The organism is Mesorhizobium sp. M1A.T.Ca.IN.004.03.1.1 (assembly GCF_003997555.1).
In the GTDB taxonomy this organism is placed as follows: Bacteria; Pseudomonadota; Alphaproteobacteria; order Rhizobiales; family Rhizobiaceae; genus Mesorhizobium.
Map to the genome: position 1 here is coordinate 212,321 of NZ_RZTV01000003.1, position 13,975 is coordinate 226,295.

14 protein-coding genes are annotated in these 13,975 nt (G+C 66.9%); 5 read left to right on the top strand and 9 right to left on the bottom strand.

All coding sequences use genetic code 11. The annotated features are described in order from the left end of the window. Positions 1-103: 103 nt before the first annotated feature. Positions 104-1,681 carry an alpha/beta hydrolase gene (locus tag EOD29_RS37120; RefSeq protein WP_245475315.1) on the top strand — a complete coding sequence of 526 codons (1,578 nt, stop codon included), beginning with the start codon at positions 104-106 and terminating at the stop codon, positions 1,679-1,681. 94 nt (positions 1,682-1,775) lie between these two features. On the opposite strand, the gene EOD29_RS11265 is transcribed toward EOD29_RS37120, so the two are convergent. Beyond that, on the bottom strand, positions 1,776-2,177 hold the full coding sequence (locus tag EOD29_RS11265) for a low affinity iron permease family protein (protein WP_095801430.1): 402 nt from the start codon (positions 2,175-2,177) through the stop codon (positions 1,776-1,778). A gap of 294 nt (positions 2,178-2,471) precedes the next feature. Here EOD29_RS11265 and EOD29_RS11270 point away from each other — a divergent pair, with 294 nt between their 5' ends. Both EOD29_RS11270 and EOD29_RS11275 read left to right on the top strand, forming a co-directional pair. Continuing rightward, entirely contained in the window at positions 2,472-2,663 is a 192-nt protein-coding gene (locus tag EOD29_RS11270; protein WP_066999471.1) for a hypothetical protein, read from the top strand. A gap of 103 nt (positions 2,664-2,766) precedes the next feature. Beyond that, a complete protein-coding gene (locus EOD29_RS11275; RefSeq protein ID WP_095824561.1) occupies positions 2,767-3,078 on the top strand; it encodes a hypothetical protein in 312 nt (103 codons plus the stop codon). Between the two features lie 53 nt (positions 3,079-3,131). On the opposite strand, the gene EOD29_RS11280 is transcribed toward EOD29_RS11275, so the two are convergent. The 5 genes from EOD29_RS11280 to EOD29_RS11300 form a co-directional block, all read right to left on the bottom strand. Beyond that, positions 3,132-3,599 (bottom strand): MaoC family dehydratase, encoded by a 468-nt coding sequence (locus EOD29_RS11280; RefSeq protein WP_082953788.1) that lies wholly within the window; start codon positions 3,597-3,599, stop codon positions 3,132-3,134. Beyond that, positions 3,596-4,885: an NAD(P)/FAD-dependent oxidoreductase gene (locus tag EOD29_RS11285; RefSeq protein WP_127246745.1), complete on the bottom strand. Its 1,290-nt coding sequence runs from the start codon at positions 4,883-4,885 to the stop codon at positions 3,596-3,598. Before EOD29_RS11285 ends, EOD29_RS11280 begins: the two co-directional genes overlap by 4 nt. Positions 4,886-4,909: 24 nt before the next feature. Then, the gene (locus EOD29_RS11290) at positions 4,910-6,136 is read right to left on the bottom strand and encodes an NAD(P)/FAD-dependent oxidoreductase (protein ID WP_127246746.1); all 1,227 of its coding nucleotides are present in this window, start codon (positions 6,134-6,136) and stop codon (positions 4,910-4,912) included. 167 nt (positions 6,137-6,303) lie between these two features. Beyond that, positions 6,304-6,882 carry an OsmC family protein gene (locus EOD29_RS11295; protein WP_127246747.1) on the bottom strand — a complete coding sequence of 193 codons (579 nt, stop codon included), beginning with the start codon at positions 6,880-6,882 and terminating at the stop codon, positions 6,304-6,306. A gap of 261 nt (positions 6,883-7,143) precedes the next feature. After that, a complete protein-coding gene (locus tag EOD29_RS11300) occupies positions 7,144-7,380 on the bottom strand; it encodes a DUF1127 domain-containing protein (RefSeq protein WP_164746786.1) in 237 nt (78 codons plus the stop codon). A gap of 192 nt (positions 7,381-7,572) precedes the next feature. On the opposite strand from EOD29_RS11300, the gene EOD29_RS11305 reads away from it, so the two are divergent. Continuing rightward, positions 7,573-8,955 carry a nodulation protein NfeD gene (locus EOD29_RS11305; RefSeq protein ID WP_127215966.1) on the top strand — a complete coding sequence of 461 codons (1,383 nt, stop codon included), beginning with the start codon at positions 7,573-7,575 and terminating at the stop codon, positions 8,953-8,955. Beyond that, positions 8,952-9,716, top strand: coding sequence for a slipin family protein (locus EOD29_RS11310; RefSeq protein ID WP_095801424.1), 765 nt, complete (start codon positions 8,952-8,954; stop codon positions 9,714-9,716). Before EOD29_RS11305 ends, EOD29_RS11310 begins: the two co-directional genes overlap by 4 nt. Before the next feature lie 159 nt (positions 9,717-9,875). Here EOD29_RS11310 and EOD29_RS11315 read toward each other — a convergent pair whose 3' ends face one another. From EOD29_RS11315 to EOD29_RS11325, 3 genes are read right to left on the bottom strand one after another with little or no spacing between them, the layout of a single operon-like run. Then, the gene (locus tag EOD29_RS11315; protein WP_127246748.1) at positions 9,876-12,164 is read right to left on the bottom strand and encodes a xanthine dehydrogenase family protein molybdopterin-binding subunit; all 2,289 of its coding nucleotides are present in this window, start codon (positions 12,162-12,164) and stop codon (positions 9,876-9,878) included. Beyond that, a complete protein-coding gene (locus tag EOD29_RS11320) occupies positions 12,161-13,144 on the bottom strand; it encodes a xanthine dehydrogenase family protein subunit M (protein WP_127246749.1) in 984 nt (327 codons plus the stop codon). Before EOD29_RS11320 ends, EOD29_RS11315 begins: the two co-directional genes overlap by 4 nt. Then, positions 13,141-13,608: a (2Fe-2S)-binding protein gene (locus tag EOD29_RS11325; protein ID WP_292272094.1), complete on the bottom strand. Its 468-nt coding sequence runs from the start codon at positions 13,606-13,608 to the stop codon at positions 13,141-13,143. The genes EOD29_RS11320 and EOD29_RS11325 overlap by 4 nt, the downstream gene beginning before the upstream one ends. Between the last annotated feature and the right edge of the window lie 367 nt (positions 13,609-13,975).

The following is a 13,975-nucleotide window of genomic DNA, read 5'->3' on the forward strand; positions in this document are numbered from 1 at the left end:
GCCGTATCGGCTTCCGTAAATTAGCCGATTTTGATATTCCGTTGCGGTCTTCTCCCGCCGCATCGACGAGGAGCCAGATGGCAGTGAAAGGGTGCCCGGCCGGATGACCGACGCTCCGCATAAGGGGCTGCTGGACCTGTGCGTGCTCGGCGATTTCCAGGTGGTCCGCGACGGCGCGCTGCTCGACCTGCCTCCGTCGCGCAAGACGAGAGCCTTGCTTGCCTATCTCGCCGTCACCGGCAAGGCGCATCAGCGCGAGCGGCTCTGCGAAATCTTCTGGGACATTCCCGACGATCCGCGCGGCGCCTTGCGCTGGAGCCTGTCCAAGATCCGCCAGGTGCTCGGCGACGACGAATCCGCTCTGGTCGCCGACCGCAACACTGTCTCGCTGAAACTTGGCACGGACTATGCCCGGCTGCTGCCGCTGGTGAAGGCCGATCTTTCCATGGCGTCCACGGAAGAGCTGGAGGCCGCGGCCGGTTCGATCCGCGGCGATTTCCTTGCCGATCTTTCGCTTGAACGCTGCTTCGAATACGAGGCCTGGCGCGCGGGCGTCGCCAGCGAGGTCGAGATCGCCGAGCTCGGCATGTTGCGCGAGCTGATCGAGCGCCTGGCCGGCGAGCCGAGGCGTGCGCTGCCGCTTGCCAGGCGCCTGCGCCGGCTGCTGCCGGAGGATATCGGCCTGGCGGAAGAGATCGCGGCGCTGGAAGAGAAGGTGAGGGCGGCAGCCGCCCAGCCGACGGGACGCTCCGCGCAACGCGGCGCCACGGACGTGGCCCAGATGCAATCACCTTCCACTCAGCTTGCCAACCGCCCGACGCCCGCGCAGGATCCCGGCCGCGCCGTCCATTTCTGCCGGGCTCGCGACGGCACAAGGCTTGCTTTTGCCAAGACCGGCAGCGGCCCGCCCATCCTGCGCGCCGCGCATTGGATGTCGCATCTGACCTTCGACTGGGACAGCCCGATCTGGCGGCACTGGATGAGGGAACTGTCACGCCGGAACCAGTTGGTGCGCTACGACGAGCGCTGCAATGGCCTGTCGCAACGCCACGTGGCCGACGTCTCGTTCGACACGATGGTGTCGGATCTCGAATGCGTCGTCGAGGCCGCGGGGCTCGATCGCTTCACGCTTCTTGGTCTGTCGCAGAGCTGCGCGGTTTCGATCGCCTATGCCATACGCCACCCCGAGAAAGTCTCGGGCATGATCCTCTACGGCGGCTACGTTAAAGGCTGGCGGGCGCGCGGCGACGCCGGCGAGATCGCCACGCGCGAGGCCGTGTCGACGCTGATGCGCGAGAGCTGGGGCAAGTCGAACCCGATGTTCCGCCAGGCCTTCTGCTCCATGTTCATCCCCGGCGCCACGCACGAACATTTCGCCTGGATGGACGATCTGATGCGGCGCACGGTTTTGCCGGACGACGCCTGGCGCCTGCAGACCGCCTTTTCCGTGATCGATGTCAGCGAGCTGCTCGAAAAAGTGCGGGTGCCGACCCTGGTGCTGCACGCGCGGGAAGACAATGTTGCCCCGGTCGAGTCCGGCCGCACCATGGCGGCGGGTATTCCCGGCGCCAGCTTCTTCGAGCTGGAAAGCCAAAACCACATCCTGCTCGAGGGCGAGCCGGCCTTCGACGAGTTCGTCGCCCATGTCCGGGCCTTCGTCGCCGGTACGGCAGGGTCGTAGGAAATCTCCTACCGCGATCGCGTAATTTAATCTTGGTGTGGGAAGCTTATCTTTGGGTGGCGGCGGTGCCCATTCCGCCCCTTCGGCCGGTGCTTCAGCTACCCCAACGCCCCCCGCCCGCTGCGGCACCGGCCTCATTCGTCTCGTTTTGCGATGCCGCCTCGGCCGAGCCGGCTTCCGCTTCGCGCTCCAGCTCGACCAGCTTCGACTTGATCTCTTGCGTGTCGGCATGCTCGAGCCCAACCACGTCATTGCGTGTCTGCCGCAGCGCGATCACGATCTCGTCGAGTTTGGCGTGGATGGCCGCCGTGTCCCGGTACCCCTGGATAAGCACGATCCCCGTGATGATGATGGCCGCTGCCGACAGGGCATAGGTCACCGTGTTGGTAAGTCCGAAGGGTACGAGCAAGGTGCACGCAACCATCGCGATAACCATCGCATAGAAGCCGGGCGGCCTAGACAGAAAATCGGCGAGGATGAAGAGGAGCCGATTCATGGGCGACGCTATGAAAGCAGGAACCCGGCTATCAGCACGGTGAGGACCATCGAGGCCGGCACGGCAAGCAGCCAGCGAGCCTCCAGGACACTGTTGGTAGGGTCTTCCATATTTATCCTCCCATCGGCGAATTGCTTGCCGGCAAACGGCGACCAAGAGCGTTCGTTCCACTCATCGGCCAACCGTCCGAAGCGCCGTCGGACTGAAGTCCGGAAAGCAAAGAAGAGGATCGACCGCCGCAACCTAAGTCATGCTTCCGCATTTCTGACGCGCCATTGCATCGGGAGGCGATATATGACCGACGGACTCGCGGACGATCTGGAAGACCAGCCCTATGAAACAGCGTCCTTCGCCAGCAAATACGGGCTCTCCGACAAGCTTGCCAAGGCCATGTTGATCGCGAACGGACCGTCGCGACGCGCCTGCGACGCCGCGGCGAGCACTTACCTCAGATATGTTGCGCTGCGGCGCGAACGCCCGAAATGACCTTCGCTGCGTTGCTGCCGGGCAGCCCGATCCAGGCCGGAACCAAACAGCCCGGCAGGGGTTTATCCGGCGAAGGGACGCTCCACCAACCAGGAATCTTGCAATGAAAACAGTGCTTCTCGCAGCGTTGGCGCTTTGCGTCGCGGCACCCGCCGTCGCATCCGCCGCCGAGGCCGATGTGGTCATCACGACGCATCACAGGCACCATTACCATCACCGTCCCGCCATCGTCATCAATGAGGAAGGCCACCGCCTTCATCACCGCGATCACGGCACCGTCGCATTCTATGACAACGGCCGCCGCGCCTGGCATCGCCATCACCGCTCGGACGCCGTCGTCGTCACGAGCTCAGTCGAGCGTCATCACCGCTACCACCATCGTCCGGTCACCGTCGAAAGCGACACCGACTATTGACGGCTATCGGCCCGGCTCGGGAACCGAAAGCCGGGCCGAACCGTTGCCGGCGATCATTTGTCCGCCTCGCCCCCGGCGAGCGGCACGGTGAACACCGTCGCGGTGCCGGTGAGACAAAGCTCGCCGGCCTCGTTGCGCACCGAGGTCTCCAATTTCGTGATCGGCTTGTCGGCGCGCACGTCCTTGACCTCGACGCGGCCGGTGATCAGTTCGCCGACGCCGACCGCCTTGACGAATTTCCAGGAGACTTCGAGGAACACCGAGCCGGGCCCGGGAAGGTCCTCCGCGACCACCGCGTTCAGGATGCCGGAGGTGACGCCGCCCTGCACGATGAGCTTGCCGAACACCGAGGCCTCGGCCAAGGCCTTGTCGTAGTGCAGCGGGTTGCGGTCGCCGGTCATCTCCGCGAAGGCGTCGATATCCTGCGGTTGCGTGCGCCGCGAACGCTCGGCGACGGCGCCGACCTGCGGCCGCCCCTTGATGACGCCGATCCACCCGTCCTTCATCAAATGTACGGTCATGGTCTTACTCCCGTTCGGTTGCGATAGAGGCTCGAGCCCGCCATTGCCTGCGGTTCGTTTGCCGGCGCTCGATAAGTCGCCAGCCCGCTCATGGCGGACGCGGCGCGGCGGACCGGGATCGCGTGTGCGGCGAGCGCCCGGACCTCGGCCTTCATCACCGCGCTGAAGCGGCGATGCCGCTCGCCGATATCGGCCAGCGACCAGTCGAAGCCGGCAATGGCGTCGGTGGTGTCGAGGATCTGATAGGCGAAGAGATCGCGCTCCTGCTGCCAGGTCGCGAAGGCTGCCTCCGATCCGTCCAGGATCGCCCGCGCCAAGCCCTCGGCATCGCGCAGCGCGTCGGCAATGCCATGCGAGGTGAGCGGGTCGCGGAAGAAGCCGGCATCGCCGATCAGCGCCCAGCCTGGGCCGTGGGCGTGGCGGATGTAGCCCGGCACGCCACGGAAAGCCTGCAGGCGGGCATCGTCGGGCGCCCGGCTCGCCTGTTCGGCCAGTGCGGGCGAAAGCGCCTCCAGCACCTCCATCCGGGCGCGGAAATGATCAAGGCGGAAGCGCTCGTCGAACAGCTTGGTCGGCACCGAAGCGACGATGCAGGCCAGCCCGCCATTGGTCGGAATGAGGGAGCCGGCGATGCCGTCGCGGAAATACCAGTGATAGCCGGCGCCGGGTTCGACCGGCGCGTAGCCATAAACATGGGCTGCCGAGACCGTGCCCCTTCTGAGCACTTGCGCGTCGCAGCATTTCGCCACCGTGGAGCCGATGCCGTCGGCGCCGATCACGATGTCGGCGCTTAAACGTAAGGCCGCGCGGCCGGCGCCGCGGATCTCGACGCCTCGCACGCGTCCGCGCGTGTCGGCAAAGAGGTCGCCGACCGCCACGTCGTGCAGGAACTCGGCGCCGGCCTTGCGCGCGGCATCGACGAGCATGCGGTCGAGCACGGTGCGCCTGGGCGCGATCAGCCCGGGAAGATCGGGCCCGGCATTGAGCGGAATCGTGATCTCCTCCTCGCCATAGTGGAACGTCGTTGTCTCGATCAGCGGCGTGCCGGCCCTGAGCAGCGGTTTGAGCAGGCCCCAGCGCGACAGCTGCAGCACGGCGGGCCGCATCAGCGCGTGCGTCGACAGCGTGTCTGAGCCGTAGGGCCGGCGCTCGATCGTCAGCACCGTCAGGCCGGCGCGGGCAAGCAGCAGCGCCGTCGAGGCCCCAGCGCAGCGCGCACCGACGATGATGGCGTCGTAATGGGCGCGCTTGGGCGTGGGCGGCAGGGAAATCGCGGTCGTTGGCATCTCCGGTGTCCTCACGGCGGCCTCTCAGGCGGCTTGGCGACCTTTGCGGTCGAGATAGATGGAGACCTCGGCGGCGATCGCTTGCGCGTCGACGCCGGCGCCGCCGATGAAGTTGGAATCGCGCTTGCGCAGAAAGCGGAAGCCGAGCGCGTAGAGTCCGGGAACGCTGGTGATCCCGCCGCGGTGCGCCAGCTCGCCATCCGGCCCAACCGCCGACGGCTCCAGCCAGTCGAACGAGCGGGCATAGCCCGTCGCCCAGATCACCGTGCCGGTCGCCCCCTCAGACAGCGAAAGCCGCTGGCGGCGCGCAGAGGGCGTCGCCACCGGCTCGCGCCGGCCGGGCCGGGCGGCGCCGGCGAAGCGGTCGATCTCGGCAAGCAGCCGCCCCTGCTTCGCGTCCGCCGCCGCGATCTGCGCGGCAAGATCGTCGGCAAAGGCGATCTCGCGGTTGGCTATGCCGCGCACGCGGCCGGTGAGCTCGACGCCGAGCGCCTGCAGTGTGGCAAGGTCGACATCGGCCTTGTCCGGTCGTCCGGCGAGTTGCAGCGAGGGCTGCCGCCTGGTGCTCTCCGGATTGGCAAGTCCGTCGAGCGGCTGGGCCATCACGCCCATCTGACAGAGCCAGAAGAAGATGTCCTTGCCGCGCCACAGTCTCGGCAGGCGCGTATGCTTGCCGACGGACAGCATCACACGCCGGCCGGCGCGCGCGAGCTCGTCGGCGATCTGCACGCCGGAAGATGAGGCGCCGACGATCAGCACCCCGCCGGGCGGCAGCTCGCCGGGAGAGCGATACTGCGAAGCGTGGATATTCAGCGGTCCGCCTCTGGTCTCGGACACAAAGGGCATCATCGGCCGGTCGCAATGCCCCGTCGCCACCACTACGACCCTAGCCGACCAGTCGCCGGCGCCGGTGGCGAGCGCGAAGCCGCCGCCGGTCCGCCTGCAGGAGGTGACCTCGACGTTGCATTCCACCGGCACCTGCCAGCGGCTTGCATAGGTTTCGAGATCATGGACGAACACGTCCTTTGTCCTGAAGCCGTCGGGGTCCCGGCCGTCATAGGGCGAGCCGGGCAGGCCGTTCAGCCAGTTCGGCGTCAACAGCCTTAGCGATCGCCAGCTCTGCGTGCGCCAGCGCTCGCCGATGCGGCCGCGCTCCAGCACGACATGGTCGATTCCGGCGCGGCCAAGGCAATGGCTGAGCGCAAGCCCGGCCTGCCCGCCGCCGATGATGACGACGTCAGCATGTTTCATGGCTCTGTTCCGAGGCCCTGGAAGAGACGGTCCGGATCTCTCCGAACCGTCGCTTCAGCTAACGCATGTCGCCCAGAAGTGTGCAGCGGTTCTGAGACAACGACATGCGTCAGAACAAAGAACTAAGGCGCGTCGCCTGAACCGTTTTCAGGTCGACGCGCTTTAGTTCACTGGATGGTCTTGATGCCGACCGTGACCGGCACGCCGTTGGTCAGCACGTCGAACACGGCCGAGCGTGCGCGGGCCTGCTCGACCAGCTGCTCAAGCTTCTCGGCCGGCGCGTCGCCTTCGACCTCGAACGACACCTGGATGTTCTGGAAGCCGTTGCGTACCTCGTTCGAGATGCCGAGGATGCCGCGCAGGTCGATGTCGCCATCGACCGAGCACTTCACGCTGGTGAGCTTGATGCCGCGCGCGGCGGCGATGTTGGCGAGCCCCGCCATCAGGCAGCTCGCCAGCCCATGCAGCAGCCACTCGACAGGGGTCGGGGCGTTGTCGGCGCCGCACAGGATCGCCGGATGGTCGCTGTCGGCATAGAAGGGCTTCTCGTGCTTCTGCTCCTGGCCGGCACCGTGGAAGCCATGCATGACGCTCTTGCTGTGGGTGCCTTCGATCCATTCGTTGTGGGCGCGGAACTGGAACTTCGCCAGCTCCGGCTGACCGGCGACGAAATTGATGGTCGCCAGGAGGTTCGGTGTGTCGACGCCGTTGAGCGGAACGCGGGCAGGTTTGGTGCTGGGTTGCATGTGACTACTCCGAAGGTTGCTTTGCGGCTTGGTTGCCGTGACGGCTTCCTTTCTGACGCCGATGCGTTTGAACGAGAGTGGATGGCAGCGTGGAATTTCTGATACGCCCACCGTGGAAATTGCATCGCCCGTTTCATTTGGGCGGACAGCCCGCGACCGGTTCCAATGCCGGCAGTGCCTCGCGTCGGAACGCGAAAACCCCGGCGAGCCGGGGTTTTCACCAGCCGTCCGGCCGGCCGCCGATGCAGTCGTTCATCCGCTTCAGGCATCCGTCCTGCCGGCTGCGGCGAGCGCGGCGCGCGTGGACGTGTAGTGCTCGATCTGCGAGCGGCTGATGCCCATGTCTTTGAGCAAATAGTCTGGCATGGCGCGCAGCGCGGCGCGATCGCTGCGCATCCGCATGGCGTGATAGGCCAGCCGCAATCCGCGGCGGGCAGAGCCGAACAGGTTGAAGCCCGTGCGGTCGGTTTCGTACTGCAAACGATCCATCGTCGTCATTGTCGTCTCCATTGTTGCGAGCGCGTTCATTCGCGCCGTCGATGGGGACAATGACGTACGGGCGAGGGAGCCAGCGTTGGAGGCGACGTCGAAATTGCCGTGGAATCGTGAGGAGGGAGATTACCCGCTCCGCTGCCCTCATTGGACTTGCCCCGGCACAACCCCATATTGAATCCCAAGGAGCTTTGAGGCGTGAAACTCGCGCGGGTGGCCCTTCTGGCAGCGGCTTTCATGGCCGCCGCGGCGGTTTTCCCCTTCTCCTCGGCCGAAACGGCGGGGGAGAGGATGGCCTTGAGCATCGCGATTGACGGCGCCATCGGTCCGGCGAGTTCGCGCCAGCTCAAGGAAGCGCTCAAGACCGCGGCCGAGCGCAACGCCGGGGCTCTCATCCTTCAGCTCGACACGCCCGGCGGCCTCGTCACCTCGATGCGCGAGATGATCGCCGATATCCTGGCGTCCCCCGTTCCCGTCATCGGCTATGTCGCGCCCGCCGGCGGTCATGCGGCGAGCGCCGGAACCTATATCCTTTACTCGACCCATGTCGCGGCGATGGCGCCCGGCACCAATCTGGGCGCCGCGACTCCGGTCGAGATCGGCGGGCTGCCCTCGCTTCCCGGCGGTGAGAAGGACGACAAGGACACCGGGAAGCCAGCCGGGGACCCGATGACGGCCAAGGCGACCAACGACGCGGTGGCGCTAATCCGCTCCCTCGCCGAACTGCGCGGGCGCAATGGCGACTGGGGCGAGAAGGCGGTTCGCGAGGCGGCGAGCCTCTCGGCAGGTGCGGCGCTGCAGCAACATGTCATCGACTTCGTCGCCCGTGACACGGCGGAGCTGCTGCAGCTCGCCGACGGCCGCACCGTCGACGTGGCCGGCAAGAAAGAGGTGCTGGCGACGAAGGGCCTGGCCGTCGAGGTCCTGGATCCCGGCTGGTTCATCCGGCTTCTCGCGGTCATCACCGATCCGAACGTTGCCGTCCTCCTGATGCTGATCGGCTTCTACGGCATCGTCTTCGAGGTCACGAGCCCAGGTGCGGTGGCGCCTGGCGTCATTGGCGCCATCTGCCTCGTACTCGGCCTCTACGCGCTCGATCTCTTGCCGATCAACTATACCGGTCTCGCCCTGATGCTGCTCGGCGTCGCCTTCCTCATCGTCGAGGCATTCAGCCCGACAGTGGTGCTGGGTGTCGGCGGCGCGGCCGCGTTCCTGCTCGGCGCGGCCATGCTGCTCAAGGTCGAGGGGCCGGGCTTCGCCATATCGTGGGCGGTCATCGGCCCCGCCGCGGCGCTGACGCTGGGCCTCGCGCTGCTGGCCGGCAGCTATCTTTGGGCGGCGCGCCGCAATCCGCCGCGCGTCGGCGGCGGGGCCATGCACGGTCTTTCCGTGGACGTTCTCGACTGGGAAGGCGGAGAAGGTCATGTGCTGGCGCTCGGCGAGCGCTGGCGCGCCAAGGCCGAGGAGCCGATCGCGCCCGGAGATCGTGCTGAGGTGACCGCCGTCAGCGATCTCGTGCTGACGGTGCGGCGGCGTGGTGCAGGTCACAACGGAGCGGGAAACGACGGAGCAAAACGATGACGCTCGGCTATGTCGCCTATCTGATCCTCGCGCTGCTGGTGATCATGTTCCTGTCGGCGGCGATCCGCATCCTGAGGGAATATGAGCGCGGCGTGGTCTTCACGCTCGGCCGCTTCACCGGGGTCAAGGGGCCCGGCCTCATCCTGCTCGTTCCCTTCATCCAGCAGATGGTGCGCGTGGACCTGCGCGTTGTGGTGCAGGACGTGCCGCCGCAGGACGTCATCTCGCGCGACAATGTCTCGGTCAAGGTCAACGCGGTGCTCTATTTCCGCATCGTCGACGCCGAGCGGGCGATCATCCAGGTCGAGGATTTCATGACCGCCACCAACCAGCTGGCGCAGACCACGCTGCGCTCGGTGCTCGGCAAGCACGAGTTGGACGAGATGCTGGCCGAGCGCGACAAGCTCAACAGCGACATCCAGGACATCCTCGACCAGCGCACCGATGCCTGGGGCATCAAGGTCTCCAATGTCGAGATCAAGCATGTCGACCTGAATGAGAGCATGGTCCGGGCCATCGCCAAGCAGGCAGAGGCCGAGCGGCTGCGGCGCGCCAAGGTCATCAACGCCGACGGCGAGCAGCAGGCGGCGGCCAAGCTGGTCGAGGCCGGCCGCATGCTGGCGGCCGAACCGCAGGCCATGCAGCTGCGCTATTTCGAGGCCCTGCACGACATCGCCGGCGAGCGCTCATCGACCGTGGTGTTCCCGCTGCCGATGGATCTGCTCAGCCAGTTTTTGAAGGGCCAGAGCCAGGGCAAGTGATCTCCCCCCCTCGAGGGGGAGATGCCCGGCAGGGCAGAGGGGGTCGGTCCGACTGGACTCAGCCTATTGCGACGGTTGTAGGTTGGCGCCCCACGCGCGGCGACCCCCTCTGTCGCCTTCGGCGACATCTCCCCCTCGAGGGGGGAGACAAGGCCGGCGCTAAATCAGCTTCTCCAGCGTAATCGGCAGGTCCCGCACCCGCTTTCCGGTGGCGTGGAACACCGCATTCGCAATCGCCGGCGCCACGCCGACGATGCCGAGCTCGCCGACGCCCTTGCCGCCCAGCGCCGAGGAATGCGGGTCGGGGATGCCGACCGAGATCGTCTGGATATCCGGGATGTCGGCATTGGTCGGCAGCATGTAGTCGGCGAGATTGCCGTTGACGATCCGGCCATGGCGGCGGTCGACGATGCCTTCTTCCAGCAGCGCCTGTCCGATACCCATGATGATGCCGCCCTTCCACTGGCTCTCCGCCAGCTTGGGGTTGTAGAGCCGGCCGGAATCGAGCGCCGACACGACGCGCGACACGCGCACCGTGCCAAAATCCTCGTCGACGCGCACCTCGACGAAATGCGCGCACCAGGAGTGGCGGGAATAATCGCCCTCGGTGTGCGGCAGCGCCATGGCGATGGTAGTGTAGTTGTTGTAGCGCTGCTCCGGCGTGAAGCTGGCCGGAACCGTGTCGCCCTTGGCCTCGATCTTTTCGCGACCGAGGGCGTGCATCAGCTCGGCGATCGAGAACTCCGGGCCGTCACCGCGCGGCGAGGCGATGCGGCCACCCTTCACTTGAAGCGTGTTCGCCTGCAGCCCATGGAAGGGCGAGCGCGGGTCGGAGAGCGCCAGCCCGATCAGCTCGTCCAGCGCCTGGCCCGCCGCCTTGTAGACGGCGCCGGTCATGACCCCGGCAAGCCGCGAGCCGCCGGTGACGCCGGCGCGGGCGAAATGGGAATCCCCCAGCCTCACCGACACCTTCTCCACCGGCACGCCAAGCGTCTCGGCCGCGGTCTGCGCCAGGATCGTGTAGGTGCCCTGGCCCATGTCGATGGAGGAGCTCTCGACCTCGACCGAGCCGTCGGCCAGGAGCTTCACCACGGCCTCGCCATAGGCGCGCCGAACCGGATAGGTGCCGGCCGCGACGCCCCAGCCGATGAGCTGGTGGCCGTCACGCATCGAGCGCGGCTCGCGCGAACGCTTAGCCCAGCCGAAGGCTTCCGCGCCGGCGGCAAAGGCCTCCCGCAACTGCCTTGTCGACCACGCCTTCTTCGCGTGGGGATCCTGCTCGGCATAATTGATCAGCCGCATCTCCAGCGGGTCGATACCGAGCTCATGGGCGAGCTCGTCGATGGCGCATTCGATACCGAAGGCGCTCGGGTTCTCGCCCGGCGCGCGCTTCGCCCCCGGCACCACCGTGTTCACCCTGACCACATTCTGTTTCGAGGAGAAATTGGGCGTCGCATACATGATCGAGGTGACGGAGCCGAGCGGCTCGACCCACATGCCGTCGACCGCCGTCTCGTTGACGCCGCGATGCACGATCGACTGGATGCGGCCCGCCTTGTCGGCGCCGATCGCAACCGTCTGGCGCGTCGCGGCGCGGCCGCCATAGGAGGTGAAATTCTGCGGGCGGTTGAGCACCAGCTTCACCGGGCGTCCGAGCATCTTTGCCGCCGCCGCCGCCACCGCGCTGTGCGCGAGCGCCAGCGCCTTGGAGCCGAAGCCGCCGCCGATATAGGGCGAGACCAGCCGCACATTCTCGAACGGCACGCCGAACCATTCGGCATAGGTGCGCGCCATGCCGTCGAGCCACTGGCTCGGTTCCCAGATGGTGAGCTGGTCGCCCTCCCAGCGCGCGATCAGCCCGTGCGGCTCCATAGCCGCCTGGAACTCGCGCGGCGTGTTGTAGGCGGCGCAGACGCGCACCGGTGCCTCGGCAAAGGCGGCCTCGGCGTCGCCCCATTCCTTGGTCATGGCGTCGACCGGAATACCGTCGCTGCCGTCGCTCAGGTCGACGACTGCCGGCGTCTCGTCATAGCTGACCTTGACCAGCGCCGCGGCGGCGACGGCCTGCTCGAAGGTCTCGGCCACGACGGCAGCAACGTGCTGGCCGGAAAAGGTGACCTCGCGCACGAGCGGGCAATAGGTTTCTTCGGACGGCTGTCTGCCGAACCAGTCCGATGCCGAATGCAGTTCCATGATGGTCTCGGGCGTCAGCACCGCGAGCACGCCTGGCGCGGTTTCAGCCGCGCGCGTGTCGATGCCGGTGACCTTGCCGGCGGCAATCGTCGCGCCGACCAGCACCGCATGGGTCAGCCCTTCGAGCTGCTGTTCGAACGCGTAACGCGCCGCGCCGGTGATCTTGGCCGGGCCGTCGACGCGCGTCAGGCGCCCGCCCACCGCTTCGAGGCGCGCGCTGTCGGAGCCTGCGTGTTTCATGTCATGAACGGTCATGCCGTTTCTCCCAATTTCAGGATGGCGCGCGCGATCACGCGGGGCGCCAATGCGATCTTGTAGTGGTTGGCGCCGTGGTCGACGGCGCCCTCCATGGCGAGATCGCTCGCCTTGCGAACGGACGCTTCGTCGAGCGGCTTGCCCTTCAGCGCCTCTTCGACGGCGCGCGCCCGCCACGGTTTCGTCGCGACGCCGCCGACCGCGACGCGGATGTCGCGTATGGTGCGGCCGTCGCTCTCGAGCTCCAGTCCGACGGCAGCGCTCGCCGCCGCGAACTCATAGGACTGGCGGTCGCGGACCTTGAGATAGGTCGAGCGCCGGGCCGCGGCGGAGCCCGGGATCTCGATGGCCGTGATCATTTCGCCGGGGCGGATGTCGTGCTCGCGTTCGGCCGTGGCGCCAGGGGCGAGGAAGAAGTCCTCGACTTTCAGCTTCCGCTCGCCGAGATCGACCTCGGCGTCGAAGGCGACCAGCGCGATGGCAAGATCGCCCGGATAGGTGGCGATGCAGGCTTCGCTGGTGCCGAGCACCGCATGGCCGCGCGTGACCCCGCCGATCGCCGAGCAGCCGCTGCCCGGCTCGCGTTTGTTGCAGGCCGGGAAGTTCTGCGGATCGCGGAAATAGGGACAGCGCGTGCGCTGCATCAGGTTGCCGCCGATGGTCGCCATGTTGCGCAGCTGCGCCGAGGCCGCCTGCCACAACGCTTCCGAAACCGCCGGGAAGTGGCTTTTCACCTCGGCGTTGTCGGCGACATGGCTCATCTTGGCCAGCGCGCCGATGACGGCGCGGTCGGCGGTTACATCAATGGCGTTGAGCGCCTCGATATGGCTGATATCGATGACGGTGGCCGGTTCGGCGACGCCGCATTTGGCGAGATCGATGAGCGTCGTGCCGCCGGCAAGCAGCATGGCGCCGGGAAGGGCGGCCGCGTTGCGCGCGGCCTCGACGCTGTCGGCGCGAAGATAGGAAAAGTCTCTCATGAGCGGAGCTCCCTGGCTGCCTGGCGGACGGCGGTGACGATGTGCGGATAGGCGCCGCAGCGGCACAGATTGCCGGCCATGTATTCGCGGATCTCCACGTCGGAGCCGGCATGGCCCTCGCGGATACAGGCCACCGCCGACATGATCTGTCCGGGCGTGCAATAGCCGCACTGGAAGGCGTCCTGTTCGAGGAAGGCGGCCTGCACGGCGTGCAGCGTGCCGTCTTCGTCGGCGAGCCCTTCTATTGTCGTGATCGAGCGTCCCTCGACCTGGGCGGCGAGCGTCAGGCAGGCGAGCACCCGCTCACCGTCGACATGAACGGTGCAGGCGCCGCACTGGCCCTGGTCGCAGCCCTTCTTGGTGCCGGTGAGGTGGAGCCGCTCGCGCAACGCGTCGAGCAGGGTAACCCGCGGCTCGATATCGAGCGCGTGGTCACGGCCGTTGATGGTGAGGTGGATGGACAAGGTGGTGGGGCTTGCGCCATTGCTGGCCTGGCCGTTCCTGAAATGGCCGTGTTCGGGAGGATCGATGATTGTCTGGCTGGTCATGAGGCGTCGGGCTCCGATTGCTGGACGCTAGGGGGAGGGAAATGGGGCTTGGGAGGAGAGGGGCAAGGCGTCGAAGCAGCTAATCTCCCGCCTTGCGGGGGAGATGCCCGGCAGGGCAGAGGGGGTCGTCTCACGTAGAGCGCCAACGCCCTCGCGCGTCGCGCGCCAGCAAGGCGTTTCACGCGCGGCGACCCCCTCTGTCGCCTTCGGCGACATCTCCCCCTCGAGGTGGAAGATTAGGCGCTTACCCCGTGACATATCGCTTCCCCTGATTATATGATAA